This window comes from Aestuariibaculum sp. YM273, assembly GCF_030908365.1.
Classification (GTDB): domain Bacteria; phylum Bacteroidota; class Bacteroidia; order Flavobacteriales; family Flavobacteriaceae; genus Aestuariibaculum; species Aestuariibaculum marinum.
This window is the reverse complement of the sequence record NZ_CP133090.1, coordinates 659,725-680,024: the sequence shown is the minus strand read 5'-3', so window position 1 is coordinate 680,024 and position 20,300 is coordinate 659,725. Positions and strand designations below refer to the sequence as shown.

Annotated in this window: 19 protein-coding genes; 8 read left to right on the top strand and 11 right to left on the bottom strand. The window is 35.2% G+C overall.

The genetic code is table 11. The features are described 5' to 3' along the window. Window positions 1-17: 17 nt before the first annotated feature. Window positions 18-413 carry a DUF4242 domain-containing protein gene (locus tag RBH94_RS03010; protein ID WP_307882303.1) on the bottom strand — a complete coding sequence of 132 codons (396 nt, stop codon included), beginning with the start codon at window positions 411-413 and terminating at the stop codon, window positions 18-20. Window positions 414-533: 120 nt separating this feature from the next. Beyond that, window positions 534-1,631: a nickel-binding protein gene (locus RBH94_RS03005; RefSeq protein WP_307882302.1), complete on the bottom strand. Its 1,098-nt coding sequence runs from the start codon at window positions 1,629-1,631 to the stop codon at window positions 534-536. Window positions 1,632-1,771: 140 nt separating this feature from the next. Between RBH94_RS03005 and RBH94_RS03000 the strand changes: the two genes are divergently transcribed. Both RBH94_RS03000 and RBH94_RS02995 read left to right on the top strand, forming a co-directional pair. Beyond that, window positions 1,772-2,455: an SDR family oxidoreductase gene (locus tag RBH94_RS03000; protein WP_307882301.1), complete on the top strand. Its 684-nt coding sequence runs from the start codon at window positions 1,772-1,774 to the stop codon at window positions 2,453-2,455. 8 nt (window positions 2,456-2,463) lie between these two features. Further along, window positions 2,464-3,099 carry an HAD family phosphatase gene (locus tag RBH94_RS02995; RefSeq protein ID WP_307882300.1) on the top strand — a complete coding sequence of 212 codons (636 nt, stop codon included), beginning with the start codon at window positions 2,464-2,466 and terminating at the stop codon, window positions 3,097-3,099. A 60-nt stretch (window positions 3,100-3,159) separates the two neighbouring features. Here RBH94_RS02995 and RBH94_RS02990 read toward each other — a convergent pair whose 3' ends face one another. Next, window positions 3,160-5,664 carry a T9SS type A sorting domain-containing protein gene (locus tag RBH94_RS02990; protein ID WP_307882299.1) on the bottom strand — a complete coding sequence of 835 codons (2,505 nt, stop codon included), beginning with the start codon at window positions 5,662-5,664 and terminating at the stop codon, window positions 3,160-3,162. A gap of 255 nt (window positions 5,665-5,919) precedes the next feature. Here RBH94_RS02990 and RBH94_RS02985 point away from each other — a divergent pair, with 255 nt between their 5' ends. The 3 genes from RBH94_RS02985 to RBH94_RS02975 all read left to right on the top strand — a co-directional run bounded on the left by RBH94_RS02985 (window position 5,920) and on the right by RBH94_RS02975 (window position 9,249). Further along, entirely contained in the window at window positions 5,920-6,522 is a 603-nt protein-coding gene (locus tag RBH94_RS02985) for a SprT-like domain-containing protein (protein WP_307882298.1), read from the top strand. Between the two features lie 57 nt (window positions 6,523-6,579). Continuing rightward, on the top strand, window positions 6,580-7,659 hold the full coding sequence (locus RBH94_RS02980) for a mannose-1-phosphate guanylyltransferase (RefSeq protein ID WP_307882297.1): 1,080 nt from the start codon (window positions 6,580-6,582) through the stop codon (window positions 7,657-7,659). A 102-nt stretch (window positions 7,660-7,761) separates the two neighbouring features. Further along, complete coding sequence (locus RBH94_RS02975; RefSeq protein WP_307882296.1) at window positions 7,762-9,249, top strand: DUF389 domain-containing protein; 1,488 nt, start codon at window positions 7,762-7,764, stop codon at window positions 9,247-9,249. Between the two features lie 36 nt (window positions 9,250-9,285). Here the strand turns inward: RBH94_RS02975 and RBH94_RS02970 are convergent, their stop codons facing one another. Both RBH94_RS02970 and RBH94_RS02965 read right to left on the bottom strand, forming a co-directional pair. Then, window positions 9,286-10,053 (bottom strand): ABC transporter ATP-binding protein, encoded by a 768-nt coding sequence (locus RBH94_RS02970; RefSeq protein ID WP_188223444.1) that lies wholly within the window; start codon window positions 10,051-10,053, stop codon window positions 9,286-9,288. Beyond that, on the bottom strand, window positions 10,053-10,790 hold the full coding sequence (locus RBH94_RS02965) for an ABC transporter permease (RefSeq protein ID WP_307882295.1): 738 nt from the start codon (window positions 10,788-10,790) through the stop codon (window positions 10,053-10,055). The genes RBH94_RS02970 and RBH94_RS02965 overlap by 1 nt, the downstream gene beginning before the upstream one ends. A gap of 110 nt (window positions 10,791-10,900) precedes the next feature. On the opposite strand from RBH94_RS02965, the gene pafA reads away from it, so the two are divergent. Both pafA and RBH94_RS02955 read left to right on the top strand, forming a co-directional pair. Further along, window positions 10,901-12,571, top strand: coding sequence for an alkaline phosphatase PafA (gene pafA / locus RBH94_RS02960; protein WP_307882294.1), 1,671 nt, complete (start codon window positions 10,901-10,903; stop codon window positions 12,569-12,571). A gap of 1 nt (window position 12,572) precedes the next feature. Further along, entirely contained in the window at window positions 12,573-13,379 is an 807-nt protein-coding gene (locus RBH94_RS02955) for a DNA/RNA non-specific endonuclease (protein WP_307882293.1), read from the top strand. Here RBH94_RS02955 and RBH94_RS02950 read toward each other — a convergent pair. From RBH94_RS02950 to gcvP, 5 genes are all read right to left on the bottom strand, one after another. After that, window positions 13,376-13,594 carry a hypothetical protein gene (locus tag RBH94_RS02950; protein ID WP_307882292.1) on the bottom strand — a complete coding sequence of 73 codons (219 nt, stop codon included), beginning with the start codon at window positions 13,592-13,594 and terminating at the stop codon, window positions 13,376-13,378. The two genes, RBH94_RS02955 and RBH94_RS02950, sit on opposite strands and share 4 nt — an antisense overlap. 59 nt (window positions 13,595-13,653) lie before the next feature. Further along, window positions 13,654-14,502: a glycosyltransferase family 2 protein gene (locus RBH94_RS02945; protein WP_307882291.1), complete on the bottom strand. Its 849-nt coding sequence runs from the start codon at window positions 14,500-14,502 to the stop codon at window positions 13,654-13,656. A gap of 24 nt (window positions 14,503-14,526) precedes the next feature. Beyond that, the gene (locus RBH94_RS02940; RefSeq protein WP_307882290.1) at window positions 14,527-15,048 is read right to left on the bottom strand and encodes a methyltransferase; all 522 of its coding nucleotides are present in this window, start codon (window positions 15,046-15,048) and stop codon (window positions 14,527-14,529) included. Between the two features lie 27 nt (window positions 15,049-15,075). Beyond that, window positions 15,076-16,134 (bottom strand): 3-oxoacyl-ACP synthase III family protein, encoded by a 1,059-nt coding sequence (locus RBH94_RS02935; RefSeq protein WP_307882289.1) that lies wholly within the window; start codon window positions 16,132-16,134, stop codon window positions 15,076-15,078. 101 nt (window positions 16,135-16,235) lie between these two features. Further along, a complete protein-coding gene (gcvP, locus tag RBH94_RS02930) occupies window positions 16,236-19,085 on the bottom strand; it encodes an aminomethyl-transferring glycine dehydrogenase (protein ID WP_307882288.1) in 2,850 nt (949 codons plus the stop codon). A gap of 122 nt (window positions 19,086-19,207) precedes the next feature. Here gcvP and RBH94_RS02925 point away from each other — a divergent pair, with 122 nt between their 5' ends. After that, window positions 19,208-20,041, top strand: coding sequence for a hypothetical protein (locus tag RBH94_RS02925; protein ID WP_307882287.1), 834 nt, complete (start codon window positions 19,208-19,210; stop codon window positions 20,039-20,041). Here the strand turns inward: RBH94_RS02925 and RBH94_RS02920 are convergent. Next, window positions 20,034-20,300, bottom strand: a complete 267-nt coding sequence (locus tag RBH94_RS02920) for a hypothetical protein (RefSeq protein ID WP_307882286.1) — start codon at window positions 20,298-20,300, stop codon at window positions 20,034-20,036. The genes RBH94_RS02925 and RBH94_RS02920 overlap by 8 nt on opposite strands.

The window sequence follows — 20,300 nt, the reverse complement described above, 5'->3', positions numbered from 1 at the left end:
CATAAGTGTTTAAATGTCTAGTAAGTTTCGCCAGAAGTAGAAGGGTCTATTACAGTTACTACTTTTGCAATAGTATTAGCCGGGAATCCACCTCTTTCGGCGTGTTCTTGAACGAGTTCTTTACTCTCTGCAAGATAAACACAGTACATTTTATTTCCTGTAACATAGCTGTGAAGCCAGGTGATTTTAGGCCCCATTTCTTTAAGTAAACTACAGGACGTTTTTGAAGCTGTTTTAAGGTCGGTAGCAGACCATGTGTCTAAGTTAGGGATTTCTCTTTCAATAACATACATACTTTGGCTTTTTAATGTTGTATTTTCACGTAAAACATCCGGAATTGATTTTTCCTGAGCAAAAAATTGGAATGAAATTAGCGTCAGTACTATGCACAAAACAAATTTAAAAGTTTTCATAATTTTTGGTTTTAGGGTTAAATAAATTAGGTTACATCCCAAAATTAAAATCTTGTTATGAAAGTTGTTTGTACAAATAATTCAAAAACTTGTATTTTTAAATCATTGAATAATAATGTTTTACGGTGTTTTTTGTTGGGCGTATTGTGAAGGAATGGTATTGTATTTGTTTTTAAAACATTTGGAAAAATAGCCAAGGCTGTTAAATCCAGTTTCAAAAGCAATTTCAGAAATATTTCCTTTTTGGTTGTCAATAAGTTTTAAAGCACGATCTAATCTATAATCTCTAATAAAAGCATTTGGGGATTTTCCTGTAAGGGCCTTAAGTTTTCTATACAGTTGAGATTTACTAAATCCTAAATTATCGCTAAACCTATCGATATTAAATTCGGGATTTTGCCAGGTGTTTTCAATTTCATCCATTACTTGTGTCAGGAATGTTTCTTCAGAAGGACTTAAAACCCGAATTTCATGCTTGACAGAAATAGGATGTCTTTGTTCATTTTCATAAAGCATTTTTACTTCAAATGATATATTTATAGCGGAATTAATAACTTCTGATAAACGCGTGGTTAAAATGATTGTTTCTTCAAATATTTGAGGCATATCTGTTACAGGATCACCGGAAGCAATACCGATTTTTGTTCGTGAGGATGCATCGGTGTATTTTGGCTTTAATTCTGTTTCTATTTTTAAAGCTGTATTGATAGCTTTATCGGCAGATTTAAATGAAATTAAATACGTGTGTGATGTGTTATTAACAATATTACCCTCTTGTTCTTTGATGAGATTTTTAATAGCTACTTCAAAATCTGTTGAAATGGATTGTGTAATATTTGAATCCTGATTGTTTATTATCCTTAGGTTTTTAACAGTCATTAATATACGGTGTGCTGAATCCTTAATGATATTTAGTTGGGTATTTTCAGATTTTTCAGGATCTGAAATTCTTCCAAGAAAGGATTCTACAATAGTCGGTTCAACTTCAATAATCGTGTTAGGCACATCGCCATGTGCATGTCTATGCATACTTTCTATGGCGGCTTTATTCGGAGCTTCAATCAGGCAAAAAGCATTTTGACGTCTTTCATCAAACCAATAGGTAAAGCCACGACAACCGTATTCGTGTTCAATTTTTAAGTCTTCTTGGTGTATTTGTGCTAATAACTCAGCCGATACATTTTCAGAGACATCGTGACGATCCATAAATATAGGCATGATTAATAAATTTCATACAAATTAATGATTTATAGTGAGTTACGCAATTCTATTCGACCAGATGTAATAATTGGAATTAATCGGATTTTAATTTTATTAGGGTATTGAACTTTTTTATCTTTAACCACAAATAAAGATAAATGCATAAAAATGTCATAATAACTGGAACGAGTAGAGGGATAGGTTTTCAGTTGGTACAATTGTTTGCTAAAGCAGGACATAACGTGTTGGCACTTTCCAGAAACGAAAAGCCAATAGCAAATTTAAACCTTAATAATGTTACCTCATTTTCTTTCGATTTGGCTGATGCAAAAGCTTATAAAAAGGTTGAAGATTTTATATCGACAAATTGGGAACAGGTTGATGTTTTAATTAACAATGCAGGAATGTTGGTAAATAAACCCTTTTCTGAAATTACCATGGGCGACTTCGAAACGGTTTACAAAACGAATGTTTTTGGTGTTGCAGAACTTACTCGAACTGTATTGCCATATATGAAGGTTAATAGCCATGTAGTAACGATTAGTTCTATGGGAGGTGTACAAGGGAGCATGAAATTCCCAGGGTTAGCCGCATATAGTTCAAGTAAAGGAGCCGTAATTACCCTTTCTGAATTGTTAGCCGAAGAGTACAAAGAATCAGGTATATCTTTTAATGTCTTAGCCCTTGGGGCTGTACAAACCGAAATGTTAGAAGAAGCGTTTCCTGGTTATCAGGCACCAACATCAGCTATAGAAATGGCTGAATATATCTTCGAATTCTCGTTAACAGGAAATAAATATTACAACGGTAAAATGTTACAAGTTTCGAACTCTACACCATAATAAACTCTATGAAAAAATATAAATGTATAATTTTTGATTGCGATGGCGTGTTGGTAGATACCGAAGTTATAAGCAATCAATTACTGGTAGATATGGCTAATGAATACGGTGCTAATATCGATTTAGATTATGCCATGAAATACTTTAAAGGAAGTCATTTTAAGCATTGCTTAAACCTTATAAAAACATTGGTAACTACACAGGTTCCTGATTCGTTTGAGAAAGATTACAGAACAGAATTAGACAGACAGTTTAAAGAATCGGTTCAACCTATTAATGGCATTAAAAAAGTTATAGACCAATTAGAAATCCCGTTTTGTGTAGCTTCTAGTGGTACAGTTGAAAAAATTCGATTGAATTTGGGTTTGGTGGGACTTTTAGATGAGTTTGAGGGAAAAATTTTCAGTTGCTATACTATTGAAAAATGGAAGCCAGAGCCCGATGTGTTTTTATTGGCAGCAAAAACTATGGGTTTTAAACCTGAAGAGTGCTTAGTAATTGAAGATAGTAAATTAGGAGTTCAGGGAGCTAAAAACGGAGGTTTTGATGTTTTTGGATATACCGAACACGATTATTATAATGATTTAGAGGGTTTAGCAACCCAAACCTTTCAGAGCATGAATGAATTGATAGATATGATTTAATTGTAAATACCAAAGTCACGGGATTACAATTGTTCATCGCAACTTTGGTATTCAATCTAGCTATTTTTTTAGTATAATTTTATCTAAAACGCCTTGCTTGCTATAAGCTTTAATTAAATAACTTCCGGGTTTTAAATTGTTAACATCAATATAGTTTTCGGTAGGATTAAATGTTTTTACCAACATGCCTAGCATGTTATAGATTTCTACTCTTTCAATTTTAGAATTTACTGAATAATAAAGCAGGTTATCAACAGGGTTGGGATAAACTTTTAGTTTATTGGCTTCAAATTCATTAGTGCTTAAAGCAGTAGTTTTAAAACTAGCATAAAACAGGTTCGCAACATCTGTTTTAGAAATGGTATGTTCACCGGGTTGTAATGTTACTTCAACAATCCCGGCACTTGCATTATAATCAACCCCATCAATTTTTATTCTTCCGGAAAAATCCGTGTTAAAAACTAAAGTTAAAGTACCTTCAAGGTTAGTGGTAAATGTTATACTGGTAGCAGATTCAATTTTTAGACATTGCGTTAAGGTGAGTCCGTTATAATTTACAGTGCCTTTTGTTGTAGATAAATTCCCAACAATGGTATAATAAGAGCTAACTAAACCTGAAAGCGTAAAGTTATGAACTTCGTCACCTGCATTTACTGTTCCTCCCTCTGTAGGTGTTGCCGAATCTGAATTCGATTCAATACTTCCATCCGCTACCACCCAGTAATAGTAGGTCACATCATTTAAAGCTGTATTATCAGAATAACTTAAGGTGTTTGTGTCACTAATATCCGCAATTTTAACACGTCCCGTTGGGTCGGAATCTGTATTTCTAAAAATTTCATATGCAGAAGCCGTATAGTTGTTGACTTGCCAATTTAATTCTATTAAAGCATCACCTGCATCAGCGGTTAATATTATTTCAGGCTCTGGCTCTGTTTCTCCTTGAATAGATATAAGAGATGTTGTGTAATTTGTTAATGCGCTTTTTAATGCAGTATTAACATCGTAAGACGTGTCATCAACGGTATTGTTAAACGTCCAGTTAAAGTCACCACCATGCATACGCCCTGAATATTGCATTACTTTTGTTTTTGCATCTTCAGGCGTATCAGGTGTATAGTTGTACATGACACTTGTATTAGTGTCAAAATTATTATAGGTATTTGTTCCGTAAGCAGAAGTAACAGTATTACTTACAGATTCATCTCTTGTAGAGGCTACATAGGCATCAAAATCTATTGTGGGGTTAGGGTAGTTTGTGTCGCCAAAAGGAACAAAACGATTTGCTCCAGTAATATAGTTATTAAAGGCTTTTATAGTACCTCCATCTTCTTTTGAAAAGGTGGGGTTATTTGTATAATCATTTGTTCCGGTTGAAGAATTGTAAACATCGGAACCTTGCATTGAGGTTAATATGGGATATTTGCAATTTCTAAAATAGTTGGCTTCTACAAATACCGAAGACCCATTAGTTGATCCTACGCCGTATTTAGAGTTTCCATCGTAATAATTGTTGTAAACATGTGCCGAATAGAATCGTACACGAGGATGACGAGAATCGGAATGGTCATACCAGTTATGGTGGTAGGTAATAAATAGGCCATCGGTTGTATCTTCGCTTAAACCCAATAAGTTAGATTTTCCTGAATCCCAAAAGTGATTGTATGAAAACGTTACATAGGTAGACCGTTTACAGTCTAAAGCTCCGTCACCTTTAGCCTGGTCCGCATCTCCACCAGCATCACCATAAAAGAAATCAACATTATGTACCCAGATATAGTTGTTGTCTTGTTGCAGGCCAATGTTATCACCTTCGCTACTATTGCAGTTCATAGAGCCAAGGTTTCTAATTTCAACATTGGTTGCATTTTTAATTCGTATTCCCCAACCATCTGCTACAGCATCATTACCAATACCTTCAAAGGTGATATGGCTTAAAGTATTTTGTTTGTTTTCAATAACAATATCGCCGTTAAGCATATAGTCGAAATCTGTAATTTGTCCAATAAGCCTAACAATTAAAGGCCTTGTATCATTCCCTTTTTTAAAACCATCTAAAATAGTTTGTAGGCCAACACAAGGGTTACTATTAGCGCCGGTAACATTTAATTCAATAGTATTTTTAGAATTTTCGGTGATATACAATATAATAGCATTGTCTTTTGGTGTGCCATCTAATTTATAGGCCCCGGGAACACGACCATTCGAAAAAGCAAAGCCTGTCCTGTCATGGGCTTCAACTGTAATTGAACTTGTAGATGTTGGTGTGCCTTCAGAACCAGAAATAATGGGTGCAATTTTAAAAGTATAATTGCCAGGTTTTAAACCTAAAATGTCTGCGCGGTAATAGCTTCCATAATTCCGAATAAGTTGGTCATCAATTTTTTGATCCGTGATGCCTTCTCCACTAAAATATACGTTATAGCTTTCGGCTTCTACTATAGGCTGCCATTTTACGTAAGCCGATTCAAGCCATCCATCAGATTCTGTAATTGTTACTGTTTGAGCAAACCCCCAATTTAATAACAGAAGAAGAGATAAGGTGAAAAGTAATTTTTTCATCATTAATTTTATGTCTTATTAGTTGTTGTTTAGATGATTACAACTAAATTTCTGGTTAGCAAATTTTACATTGTAATCGATTACTTTAAAAGTATGATTTTTTTTAATATGAAATTAAAATTTATTTAAAAACCGATGAAATACATTGATTTAACGTTTTGATTTTACTTCAAAATGTATCTCTTTGAGTTTTACACTGAATATTAAATGTCACTTTTTTAATATGGTCATTAAAATAAAACCCTTATTTTTGTTTATATGCATGAGAAACTTCAGGATTACATTCCGCAAAATGCCATTCCGCAAGTTGTAAACCTTTTAGATCATGATGATTTAGTTATCAAGGTAAAAAAAGAACGTAAAACCCGACATGGTGATTATATGCGATTACCAAACGGAAAGCATCAAATCACGGTAAATTCCAATTTAAATGAATATAGGTTTTTAATAACACTTATTCATGAAATAGCTCATTTTGAAGCTTGCAGAACCTTTGGAAGATTAATTAAGCCTCATGGTATTGAGTGGAAGAGAACCTTTCAGTATTTAATGCTACCATTTTTAAATCCGGATATTTTTCCGGAATCACTATTGCCTTTATTGGCTAAACATTTTAAAAACCCCAAGGCATCAAGTGACACCGATGTTACTTTAGCCCTAGCATTAAAGCAGTTTGATGAACCAAATGGTAAAACTTATATATTTGAAGTGCCTTTAGGAAGTATGTTTAAGTTATACAATGGGCGCATTTTTAAAATGGAGGGTAAACGTACCAAGCGTTTTGAATGTGTTGAAGTTAAGACGGGAAGATTGTATCTATTCAATCCTAATGCAGAAGTAGAATTATTAACCAATAATTAGTTTGAAGTTAATAGGGTGTTGAAACTTACATCAACTTTGAACAAAAAACCGACATAGATGAATAAAAATTATTACGCCATTTTAATGGCAGGAGGTGTAGGGTCTAGATTCTGGCCAGTAAGCACACAAGAGTTTCCAAAGCAGTTTCACGATATGCTAGGAACCGGTGATACACTTATCCAAAAAACATTTCAGCGATTATCACGATTAATTCCAAAAGAAAATATTTTTATTTTAACCAACGAGCGTTACAACGACCTGGTATTTGAGCAATTACATGAATTAACCGAGCGTCAGGTTGTTTTAGAGCCAGCTATGCGTAATACAGCACCTTGCATTTTGTATGCCTCTCTTAAAATTCAGAAGGAAAACCCGGATGCTGTTATGATAGTGGCACCAAGTGACCACTGGATTGAAGACGAGGTAGCTTTTTCTAAAAATGTGGAGCAGGCATTTAATTTTTGTGAAAAGAATGATGCATTAATGACTTTGGGGATTCAACCTACATTTCCGAATACGGGTTATGGTTATATCGAATTTGATAAATCGTCGAGAGATGACATTAAATCGGTTAATCAGTTTAGAGAAAAGCCAGATTACGACACAGCAAAAGGGTTTATAGAACAAGGAAATTTCCTTTGGAATGCCGGTATTTTTATGTGGAGCGTAAAGAGTGTTATTGAAGCTTTTAAAAATAACCAACCGAATTTATACGCTCATTTTGAAAAAGGAATAGCGACTTATAACACCGATGCCGAAGAAGCTTTTATAGCTGAAAATTATCCGTTGGCTGAAAATATTTCGGTGGATTATGCTGTAATGGAAACATCTAAAAATGTATATGTTATTGCGGCAGAGTTTGATTGGAATGATTTAGGAACTTGGGGGAGCCTCTACGATAAACTAGGAAAAGATGCAGATGATAATGCTGTTGTGAATGCCAGAACACTTACCGAAGATGCTTCAGGTAATATGATTCGAACTAAGAATAATAAAATTGTTGTGGTTGATGGATTAGAGGATTATATCATTGTCGATAAAGATGATGTCTTACTAATTTACCCTAAAACAAAGGAACAGGATATAAAACAAGTGCTTAAAAAGGTGAAAGATACCTTTGGTGAGCAGTACGGATAGAAGATCTCTATCTAGATTTTAATGGTTCGGTTTTTAATTGAAAAGATTAATAACCGAACCATTTATTTTATATATTAGTATGTTACTAGTAATCTCACACCAATGGAAGAAAACAAGTTCAATTTTTCTGAGGAAGAACAAAAGAAGGAGCAAATTGTTGATGAAACAAAGCAGGCTGTTAAAAAAGATGCACAAGGACTACTTTTAAGTATTAAACGTTTTTTTAGTGAATTACTGGATTTTCGTGATGACACTGATAGGGATGCTACCATTCAGGCGATTAAAAATGATATCCCGTTTAAAGGAGCTACAGCATGGATTTTAGTATGTTCCATTTTTGTGGCATCTATTGGTCTTAATGCGAATTCAACAGCTGTTGTTATCGGTGCCATGTTAATATCGCCATTAATGGGACCTATTCTGGGGATTGGACTCTCCGTTTCTATTAACGATATTGATACGCTAAGAAAATCATTGGTCAATTTTGGAGTAATGATTGTGCTCAGTGTTTTTACTGCGTTTTTATTCTTTTGGTTTTTCCCGTTAAGTGAAGAATCTTCAGAATTACTCGCGCGTACACAACCGGATATACGCGATGTGCTTATTGCTTTTTTTGGTGGTTCGGCGTTAATTATAGCCAGAACTAAAAAAGGAACAATTGCTTCTGTAATTTTTGGTGTGGCCATTGCTACAGCCTTAATGCCTCCCTTATGTACTGTAGGTTATGGTTTGTCTGTTGCTTTAGATCAGGAATTTGGAAAGGGAATGCGTTATGCGCTAGGCGCGTTGTATCTATTTATAATCAATACTATTTTTATAGCCTTAGCAACTTTTTTAGTACTGAAAGTTTTAAAGTTTCCCATGCTTAGATATGCTAATTCGGCACGTCGCAGACGTATTAGCCGATTGGCTACAACCCTAGCCATTGTAGCTATGATTCCTGCTTTATGGACGTTTGTAAACGTATTAAAGCAGAGCCGATTTGAGCTTGATGCTAGTAATTTTGTAAAAAGAGAATTAAGTGCTTTGCCGCACTCAGAATACATAAAAAAGAACGCTTCATATAAATATTCAGAGGATAAAAAGATACCATCAACAATAGAGTTGAATACGTTTGGTTTAGATGAAGTAGATGAAAATTCTATCGCATTACTTGAAGATAGAATGCGGACTTATGATGCTTTAAAGACCAGTAATTTAATTTTCAATCAGAATAAGAGTAAGAATCTAGATAACCTAAAATATATGGAACAAATTCGTTATCGAGATTCAATTGATTTATTAGGACAATCTCAAAAAATTGTATTTCTGGAAGGCCGATTAAAAAGCTTGGAAAAGCTGGAGCGACAACAAATTCCATTTGATGAATTAACTAAAGAAGTCAAGATTCTTTATGATGGTATCGATAAATTATCTTACTCAAGTGTTATTACTTCTAATTTTGATAAAACAGATACTCTATCGGTAATTACAGCCAAGTGGGATACTAAAAAGATTAAGGAAAAGGATATTGCCAGTCAACAAGAAAAACTTGAAAAGTGGTTAAAGCAAAAATATAAATTAGATAGTCTTGTAGTCACCCGACAGTAAAAAGTCGGGTTTGTTTTAGGTTCTTCTAAAATTGAATTACTCATTTTCCTCAATATACATGCGCCTTACTTTTTTGAATAAGTTAGACGAGTATACAAAGTCGGTTACCGAAGTGTTGTCGGTTTTAAATATGGTGTCTTTAGAGCCTTCCCATTCTTTGTAACCGTTTTTCAGAAAGACAATTTTTTCACCAATTTCCATTACCGAGTTCATGTCATGTGAATTGATTACAGTTACAATTTGGTATTCATCGGTAATCTCCTGAATTAAATTGTCAATTACAATAGATGTCTTCGGGTCTAAACCTGAGTTAGGTTCGTCACAAAACAAATACTTTGGGTTGTTAACAATAGCACGGGCTATAGCGACACGTTTTTGCATCCCTCCAGAAGCTTCACTGGGCATTTTGTTATGTGCATTCTCAAGATTTACGCGTTTTAAAACAAAGTTTACACGATCTTCCATTTCACTTTTACTTTGCTTAGTGAACATTTTTAAAGGGAACATGACGTTTTGTGCAATGGTCATAGAATCGAATAAAGCACTCCCTTGAAATACCATACCTATTTCGGCACGTAAATTACGTTTTTCAGCATCAGATAATTTTGAAAAAATCTTTCCGTCGTAGGCAATACAACCTTGCTCATAATCAAATAACCCTAAAAGGCATTTTAAGAAGACTGTTTTACCAGAACCGCTTTGTCCAATAATAAGATTGGTTTTTCCTTGTTCAAAATTCGTGGTGATACCCTTCAGAATTTCGGTGTCTCCGAACGATTTATGTAAATCTTTAACCTCAATCATTAACTTAAAAGCATTTGGGTTAGTAAATAGTTTAATATAATAATAACCACACTGGTCCATACAAACGAAGTCGTACTGGCTTTACCTACTTCTAAAGCGCCGCCTTTCATGTAATACCCATAAAACGATGGTATTGTTGCTAAAACAAACGCAAAGACAAAAGTTTTTATAAAAGCATAGGCGACATGGAATGGTATAAAATCGGTTTGAATACCTGAAATATAATCCTCTAAAGAAGTAAAGCCTCCAAAAACACCAGCAGCTATTCCTCCTAAAATTCCTAAAAACATACCAATAGCAATTACAAACGGATAAAGCATTAAGGCCACTGTCTTAGGAAAAACAAGGTAGTTTAAAGAATTAATACCCATAACTTCTAGAGCATCTATTTGTTCGGTAACACGCATAGTTCCAATACTAGAGGTTATAAAAGAACCTACTTTACCGGCCATAATTATAGAGGTAAATGTAGGTGCGAATTCTAAAATAATAGATTGTCTGGTTGCAAAACCTATCAAGTATTTAGGAATTAAAGGGTTGTCGATATTTAAAGCAGTTTGAATAGTAATAACGCCACCAACGAAAAACGAGATAAAGGCAACAATACCTAAGGAGCCTATAACTAAATCGTCAATATCTTTAAGTATTAATGTTTTCATTACCGACCACTTTGTTGGTTTGCGAAACATATTAACAATCATTAAAGAATATGCGCCAATATTATGTAGATAAGTCATATGCAAAATTAATAGTGCTAAAGTAAAAAAAAGTAACAGGTAATTAACGTTAAATTTAAATTATGATTTTATTTAACGCGTATTTTTGGCATCTTTATAAAAATTTTATCATGAAGAAAATTTCAACTTTTTTATCTCTAGTTATACTTGTTATGGGTTGTAAGGCACAGGAACAACCTAAAGCATCGCAATCAGCAGAGCAATCGTCTTATTACTTCAATCATAAACCAAAATTGGTGGTTGGTATTGTAGTCGATCAAATGCGATATGATTATTTAACCCGTTTTTATACTAAATACGGAGAAGGAGGTTTTAAACGTATGATGAATGAAGGGTTTAACTGTAAAAACAATCATTTTAATTATGTGCCAACCAAGACAGCTCCAGGACATGCTTCAGTGTTTTCAGGAACAACACCTAAATACCACGGTATTATTTCAAACGATTGGTATGACAAAGAAATAAAATCATCAGTGTATTGTGCTGGCGATGATAGTGTAGAACCTGTAGGAACATCCAGTGACGCGGGTAAAATGTCACCACACCGTATGATAACCACCACTTTTGCAGATGAAAATAGATTATTCACGCAAATGCGAGGAAAATCAATTGGAGTTTCTGTAAAGGACAGAGGGGCTATTTTACCAGCCGGGCATTCGGCTAATGCAGCATACTGGTTCTATGGAAAAGATCAGGGAGATTTTATTACCAGTACATATTATATGAATGATTTACCAAAATGGGTGAAAGATTTTAATAGTTCTGATATTGCCGAATCTTACTTAAAACCTTGGACAACTTATTACGATATTAAAACTTACACCGAAAGTGGAAGCGATTTAAATAATTTTGAAGGTGGGTTTACTGGTAAAGAAACAGCGACGTTTCCTTACGATTTAAAAGATTTGAAAGATAACAACGGAGGTTTCGATATTTTAAAAGGAACAGCCTACGGAAACAGTATTGTAGCCGATTTTGCTATCGCTGCTTTAACAGGAGAACAATTGGGTAAAGACGAACATACCGATGTGTTAACCGTTAGTTTTTCAAGTACCGATTATGTTGGGCATAACTTTGGTGTCAACTCAAAAGAGATTGAAGACACTTACATTCGTTTAGATTTAGACTTAGAGCGTTTCTTTAATGCTTTAGATGAAAAGGTAGGAAAAGGAAATTACACTGTGTTTTTAACGGCCGATCACGCTGCGGTTGATGTACCTGCCTATTTACAAAGTGTAAATATCCCTGCAGGTTATGTTACGCCAAAAGAGAATGCCAAAAGAATGAGAGCCTTTTTAGTTGCTAAATACGGAGCAGATTTTATCGAGAATATTAGTAATAATCAGGTGTTTTTCGATCGTGCTAAAATTGCTGAAATGAACTTAGATTTAGATGATGTTCAAGAAGCTTTAGTAAACGAAATTATAAGTTATAAAGATATCGATAAAGCATATTCTGCAAAAACATTAACAACCACTTCTTTTCCAATAGGTCTTGAAGCTTTATTACAAAAAGGTTATAACCAAAAGCGTTCAGGTGATGTTGTGTTCGATTATAAGCCGGCGCATATTTCTTACGGACATACTGGGTCTACCCATGGTTCAGGTTTTGATTACGATACGCATGTGCCATTATTATTCTTTGGAAAAGGCATTAAGCAGGGACAAACGTTTGATAAAACTGAAATCACTGATATTGCTCCAACCATATCTGCATTGTTAGATATTAGTTTCCCTAACGGCGCTATTATTGGTCAACCCCTAGAATTTGTTTTAGAATAATTTGAGAAACAAAAGTATATACACCTTATTTGCCGTTGTACTTGTTGTGGGTGTCTATGGCTACGAACACTTTTTAAAAGAAGAAGAAAAGGTTCAAACCATAGAGGAAGGAAAAGTTGTTAAAACAGATACGAACGCGTATTTCCTCCCGACAAGTACAACGGGCCAAATAGTGCATCACGATAGTTATTCGTTAAGTTATAATGAAGCTTATGAGCAAGCCGAATGGGTGGCTTACGAATTAAAAAAATCACATTTATCACATACTAATTTTAGGCGTCCTTATTTTGAAATTGATCAGGCTGTAAAAACAGAAGCAGCACATTGGCGTAATTATAAAAAATCTGGTTATGATAAAGGTCATTTATGTCCCGCAGGAGATAGGCGTTACAGTCAGGAAGCACACGATGAAACCTTTTTAACAAGTAATATTAGTCCGCAGGATCACGATTTTAATGCTGGCATTTGGAATACGCTTGAACAGAAAGTACGGTATTGGGCCAATAAGTATGATGGGGTTTTTGTGGTTACCGGAGGTGTCCTTCAACCTGGATTAAAACGCATTGGTAACGAAAAGGTTGCTGTGCCTAAACAGTTTTATAAGGTGTTGATTGATATGAATTCTGGCCAACCTAAAATGATTGCTTTTTTAATACCTCACAACAACTCTAAAAAACCTTTGTACGACTTTGTGGTTTCGGTTGATTCTATCGAAATACTTACTGGAATCGATTTCTTTCCCGAATTAGATGATGCCATTGAGGCCAAACTGGAAGCGTCTAATAGTTATAAGGGGTGGAGTTTTTAATTTAGCTCCGAATTTTGGTTTAGTATATAAGCCGCTCTTCCAGAACTGATACAACAACCGTTATGCGCTTCAGAGTGGTTGTTCGTAAAATTAGGAGCTATACAACGCTGCTTACCAATCTGGTTATTCACTTTAACCACATCAGGTTTGGGTTGTTCTTTAGTCAAAAGGAAGATTCCAATAACGCAAACTAATAGGAGTCCGAAAGTTTTCATAGACTGAAAATAGCAAATTTTAGAATAATAATCCAAATAGGTTTATCTTTAAATTTGCTTTAACTGAATTTATTAAGCATGCCTTTCCATCTCAAATCACGAATAAACTGGCCTTCTTCAACAGAAACTAAAGGTTCAATATTATGTTTTTGAGCTTTAAAATAACCTGCCATATAATCCTTAAACAACGAAAAGCTCTTTTTCTTATACGCCAGTTTTAAAGCAGAAATGAGAGTGATTGTAAAGCCATAACGCATTTTGTACATCGCTTCTCCTTGCAAGTATTTTGAAGCTTTATTATAACTGATGCCTGTTGGTTTTAAATGCTTGACATGTAAGGATTCATCGGTTAAAATGTCCCAACCATAATATTTAGCTAAAAGTTCATCAACTGTATCCCATCCCATGGAAGGTTTTAGTTTACCTATTTGTAAAAAGCAGGCTTTTGTGTACGCTTTTAAAGCACCACGAATGTGGTCTTTGTTGGTTAAATTTTCCAATACCCAATCCCCATTTTTTTCTATGTAACAGAAACCTGCTGCCATGCCCAATTTGGGGTTGCTTTTAAAATGGTTGGCAATTTTCTTTAAATACTTTTCAGGAAAAATCAGGTCAGCATCAAATTTGCAAATGATGTCGTAATCATCATCTAATACGTCATATCCTTTATAAAAGGCATTAATGATTTTTGATCCGGGTAAGTGTTTGTTGGACGATTGTGAATTTACTAATTGAACCCAATCGTGTTTCGAAGCGTAAGATTCTACAATAGTCTGAGTGCCATCGGTAGAATTGTCGTTAACAATTACAACGCGTTTAGGGAGTAAGGCTTGCTTGGTTAGAGATTCTAAAGTCAGTCCAATAGAGTCTTCTTCGTTATGCGCCGGTATGATGATGTAGAAATTCAAAATTGAAATGTTAAAGGTTCAAAGTTAAACTCTTTCAGCGTAAACAATGTAATATCTGGGTGTAAACCAACGAAGGATAGGACGGATGCCTAATTTCTTTGTTGGATTCGTCCATTTCTGGCGATCTACAATTTTCCAACCCGCTTTTTCAAGTAACCAATCGAACTGCCAATCTTCAAATTCATGGTAGTGTCTGTCAAGCATATCGGTTTTGCTTCTGTAAGCAGAAGAAAACCATAATTTAAGAGGGACACTCGCTACCAATTTATCGGTTTTAATGGATTTTAAAACGGTGAAAGGTGATAAAAGATGCTCAAAAATTTCGAATGCCGTAACCACCTCCGCTTCCGAATTTTCTATTGTTGAGGTGTCTATGTCTAAATCTTCTCCTTTTGTGTTTTCAACAGTGTAGCCTTGCTGAGACATGATTTCAGAAAACGGATTTTCAACTCCAAGATCTAAAATAGTTTCAGAAGTGGACACATGATTTTGTAGAAACTCTAACGTATGTTTAAAGCGTTTGTTAGGAAATGTGTTTTCGTACATTTTGGCATTTCCGCTTTAGCGGCGATATTAATATTTGTAAACAATAGCGTTAATGTGCATTCCTGCACCAACACTTGCAAATATAACAACATCACCTTTGGTAAGGCTATGGTTTTCTAATTTATTATTTTTTACCAAATCGAATAGTGTGGGTACCGTTGCAACTGAACTGTTTCCTAGGGTTTGGATGCTCATCGGCATAATGCGTTCAGGAATTTCGGTTCGGTATAATCGATAAAAGCGTTTTAAAATGGCTTCATCCATTTTTTCGTTGGCTTGATGAATAAAAATCTTTTTTACATCTTTAATATCTACACCACTGGCATCTAAACAACTTTTCATAGCTTTTGGAACGTTGGTAAGTGCGAATTCGTATATTTTACGACCATCCATTTTAATGTAACGCGTCCCTTTATCTAAAGTCTGGTTGTTTGAATTTCCGAAGTATAAAAAGTAGGCTTCATCATAAGTGAAACTTGCTGTTTCGTGGGAAAGAATGCCACCTTCATCTTCAGTAGCCTCAATAATGGTAGCACCGGCACCATCAGAAAAAATCATGGAATCTCTGTCGTGTTTGTCCACCACACGCGATAAGGTTTCCGATCCGATAACCAAACAACGTTTGGCCATGCCTGCTTTAATGAATGCTTGGGCCTGAATAACCCCTTCAATCCATCCCGGGCAGCCAAACAAAATATCGTAAGCAATACATTTTGGGTTTTTAATACGCAAGCTATGTTTTATGCGTGCTGCTAACGATGGTAAAACATCGCTTTGAATGGTGTTGTGTTTTACATCTCCAAAGTTATGAGCTACGATAATGTAGTCTAAAGTTTCAGGATCTATTTTCGCATCTGCAATGGCGCGTTCGGCAGCAAAGAATCCTAAATCTGAAGAGTTTAAATGCGGCTTGGCATACCGACGTTCAGCAATGCCAGTGATCGCTTTAAACTTTTCAATAATGACTTCATTTGGGTGGTTTATAACCGATCCATCGGTATTAAGAAATTGATGCTGATGGAATGCATCGTTTTTTTCAATTGTATCGGGAATATAACTTCCTGTCCCCGTAATTTTTATATTCATAAAAAGAAAATGCCTTTTATTTTTAGCAGTACAGCAATATACTTACTTTCAATAAAAGGCAAAGTCTATTTTAGATTATTTTACGATGTTCAACGCCTATTTTAGGCTTCAGCATAAGCTTCAATAGGGGCGCAAGAACATACTAAGTTTCTATCTCCAAAGGCGTCGTCTACACGTCTTACCGTTGGCCAGAATTTATTGTTTTTAACGTACTCTAATGGATAAGCAGCAGCTTCACGAGTATAAGGTAAATCCCAAGTGTTCGCTGTTATCATTTCTAAAGTGTGCGGAGCATTCTTTAAAACGTTGTTTGTGTCGTCTTTAGAAGTGTTTTCAATTTCTTTTCTAATTGAAATTAAAGCATCACAAAAACGATCGATTTCAGCTTTGCTTTCACTTTCGGTAGGCTCAATCATTAATGTTCCAGCAACAGGGAATGATACTGTAGGGGCGTGGAATCCGTAATCAATTAAACGTTTGGCGATATCTACTACTTCAATGCCATTAGCTTTAAACGGACGACAGTCAACAATCATTTCGTGTGCCGCACGACCACATTCTCCAGAATATAACGTCTCGAAATTACCTTCTAAACGCGACTTGATATAGTTGGCATTTAAGATGGCAATTTTAGTTGATTCTGTTAAACCTTCGGCACCTAGCATTTTAATGTAACCGTAAGAGATTAAACATACCAATGCAGAACCGAAAGGAGCAGCAGAAATAGCAGGAATCGCCTCTGTACCACCTACTTTTCTAACTGGGTTTCCAGGTAAGAATGGAACTAATTGTTTAGCCACACAAATTGGACCAACCCCAGGGCCACCACCACCGTGAGGAATGGCGAATGTTTTGTGTAAGTTCAAGTGGCAAACATCTGCTCCAATGTTTCCAGGATTTGTTAATCCTACCTGAGCATTCATATTTGCACCATCCATATATACTTGTCCGCCGTTATCGTGGATGATTTGCGTAATCTCTTTAATTGCAGATTCATAAACACCATGTGTTGATGGATAGGTCACCATTAAACAAGACAGGTTGTCTTTGTGTAAGATGGCTTTTTCACGTAAATCTTCAACATCGATATTTCCTTCTGGAGTCGATTTAGTAACCACAACTTTCATACCCGCCATAACAGCACTCGCAGGATTTGTACCGTGAGCCGAAGAAGGAATTAAACAGATATTTCTGTGGTGATCGCCACGAGATTCGTGATACGCTTTAATAACCATTAATCCGGCAAACTCGCCTTGAGCACCAGAGTTTGGTTGTAAAGATGTTGCTGCGAATCCAGTGATTTCGGTTAACTGATCTTCTAATTCTTTTAAAACGGTTAAATAACCTTCCGCTTGATTTGAAGGAACAAACGGGTGAATGCTAGACCATTTCATGTTACTTAATGGCAACATTTCTGAAGCCGCATTAAGTTTCATCGTACAAGATCCTAAAGAAATCATCGATTGGTTTAAAGCTAAATCTTTACGCTCTAACCATTTAATATAACGCATTAACTCTGTTTCAGAGTGGTATGTGTTGAATACATCTGAAGTTAAGAATTCAGAGGTTCTTGTTAATGTTTCAGAAATATTATTGCTTTCTTTTAATTCAGAAACTGTGATTGCTTCTTTGTTTGCAGCTTGAGCAAATACAGAAAGAATAGCATTTACATCATCAACAGACGTTGTTTCGTTTGTTGAAATGGTAACGGTTTCAGCATCTGAATAGAAGAAGTTTATTTTGTTCTCTAAGGCTAAGGTTTCAATCGCTTTAGCATCAGCTTTTACTTTAATGGTATCGAAGAAATCACTGTTTTCTTGCTTATAACCTAATGCTTTTAAACCTTCGGCTAAAGTAGAAGCCGCATTATGTACTTTATCAGCAATAAACTTTAATCCTTTCGGACCGTGGTATACGGCATACATACTCGCCATAACCGCTAATAATACCTGAGCAGTACAAATGTTAGAAGTCGCTTTATCACGCTTAATATGTTGCTCACGTGTTTGTAAAGCCATACGTAAGGCACGATCTCCGTTCATATCTTTACTTACACCAATGATACGCCCAGGCACATCACGTTTGTAAGCTTCTTTAGTAGCGAAGTATCCGGCGTGCGGTCCACCATATCCCATTGGTACACCAAAACGTTGTGTAGTACCAACAACAACATCCGCACCAAATTTACCAGGCGCTTCAAGTTTTACTAAACTTAAAATATCGGCAGCTACAGCTACTTTTATATTGTTTTCGTTTGCTTTGCTAATGAACGATTTAATATCGCTTACCTGACCGTCTTTTCCTGGGTATTGTAAAATAGCTCCGAAGAAACCTTCTGAAAAATCGAAATCATTTTCGCTTCCTACTACCAATTCAATACCAATAGGTAATGCTCTGGCTTCAAGAACAGATAATGTTTGTGGTAAAATAGCATCTGAAACAAAAAACTTGTTTACATCAGCTTTTTTCTGAGCACGATCGCGAACTGCGAATAGTAAACTCATCGCTTCTGCCACGGCAGTACCTTCATCAAGTAAAGAAGCATTTGCGATTTCCATTCCTGTAAGTTCGATTACCATAGTCTGGAAATTTAATAAAGCTTCTAAACGTCCTTGAGCAATCTCAGCCTGGTATGGGGTGTAAGCCGTGTACCATCCTGGATTTTCAAGAATATTTCTTTGAATTACTGCAGGTAAAACCGTTGGGTGATATCCTAATCCAATGTAAGTTTTAAAAACTTTGTTCTTATCAGCCAATCCTTGAATATGTAGAGAATACTCATATTCTGTCATTGGTTCAGCTAAGTTTAAACCATTTTTTAATTTAATATCATCCGGTAAAGTTTCGTAAATCAACTGGTCTAGTGAATCTACCCCAATAGTTTGTAACATTTGGTTTTGTTCGTCTTCTCTAGGTCCAATGTGACGCAATGCAAAAGCGTTTGTATTCATTAAAAATTGAATTTTGTTAAATATGCCGCAAAAGTACATAATATTAAGTGTGTTTTCTTGTCTAAAAGGGGGTGTTTTTATTCACAGGATGTTAACTTTAACACTTTGTTTACATTTGTGTTATGAAAATTTTTAAACAGCTCCTGAATTTCTACATCAATAGCAGTTTTCATGTAGCCTTTGCAGTAGTTGCATTAACATGGATAACCTTGCTGGAATTTCACCTTGGTTTTGATAAAAATCTTCTCACTTTTGTATTCTTTGCTTCGGTTACAGGTTATAATTTTGTGAAGTATTTTGGTATAGCAAGATTTCATCACAGAAGCTTGTCTAATTGGTTGAAAACGATTCAGATTGTATCTTTTTTCTGTTTTGTATTCATGTGTTATTATGTGTTGAAATTAAAGCTGGAAACCTTAGTTTTTATTGCTGGTTTTGGTGTTGTAACCTTTTTTTATGCCGTTCCGTTTTTACCAAAACGTTTGTATTTGGATAGCAAACAAAATTTGAGAAATATAGGCGGATTGAAGGTCTATTTAATAGCTTTGGTATGGACCGGTGTTACCGTTTTTTTACCAGTGATTAACAATAATTACGGTATTGAGTACGATGTGATTTTAACAGCGATTCAGCGTTGGATTTTTATTATTGTTTTAATGTTGCCTTTTGAAATTCGCGATTTAAGTTACGACAGTTTAAAACTGGCAACTATTCCACAGAAAATAGGGGTAGAGCAAACTAAAATTATGGGGATGGTACTGCTCGGAACCTTTTATACAATAGAATTTTTTAAAGACAGTACTGCTTCAGGAAATTTGTTAATTATGTTTTTAATTAGTGCAATAACCTTGTTTTTTGTGAAGTATGCCGATGTGAATCAAGGCCGGTATTATTGCTCGTTTTGGGTTGAAGGGTTACCTATTTTATGGTTCTTGTTGCTGCTAATATTTAACTAATTTCCTGTTCTTTTAAAGCTTTGTCAAATTTCTCTTTTAAAGCCGCTTTACACTGTTTATCCATACATTGAATGTTAGATGATTTTATAGCGTCTGTAAGTTTTTTGTTATTCTTCGTATAGTCTCTGCAGCACGGGCAAAGTATTAAGTGAACGTTTAATTTTAGTTTTTCCCAAAGAGAAGCCTCTTGATACTGTGCTTTGTCGCAAACGTGATTTGCTTTGTTACAAGGGTTTGTACTGTTATCTTTACTACTCAT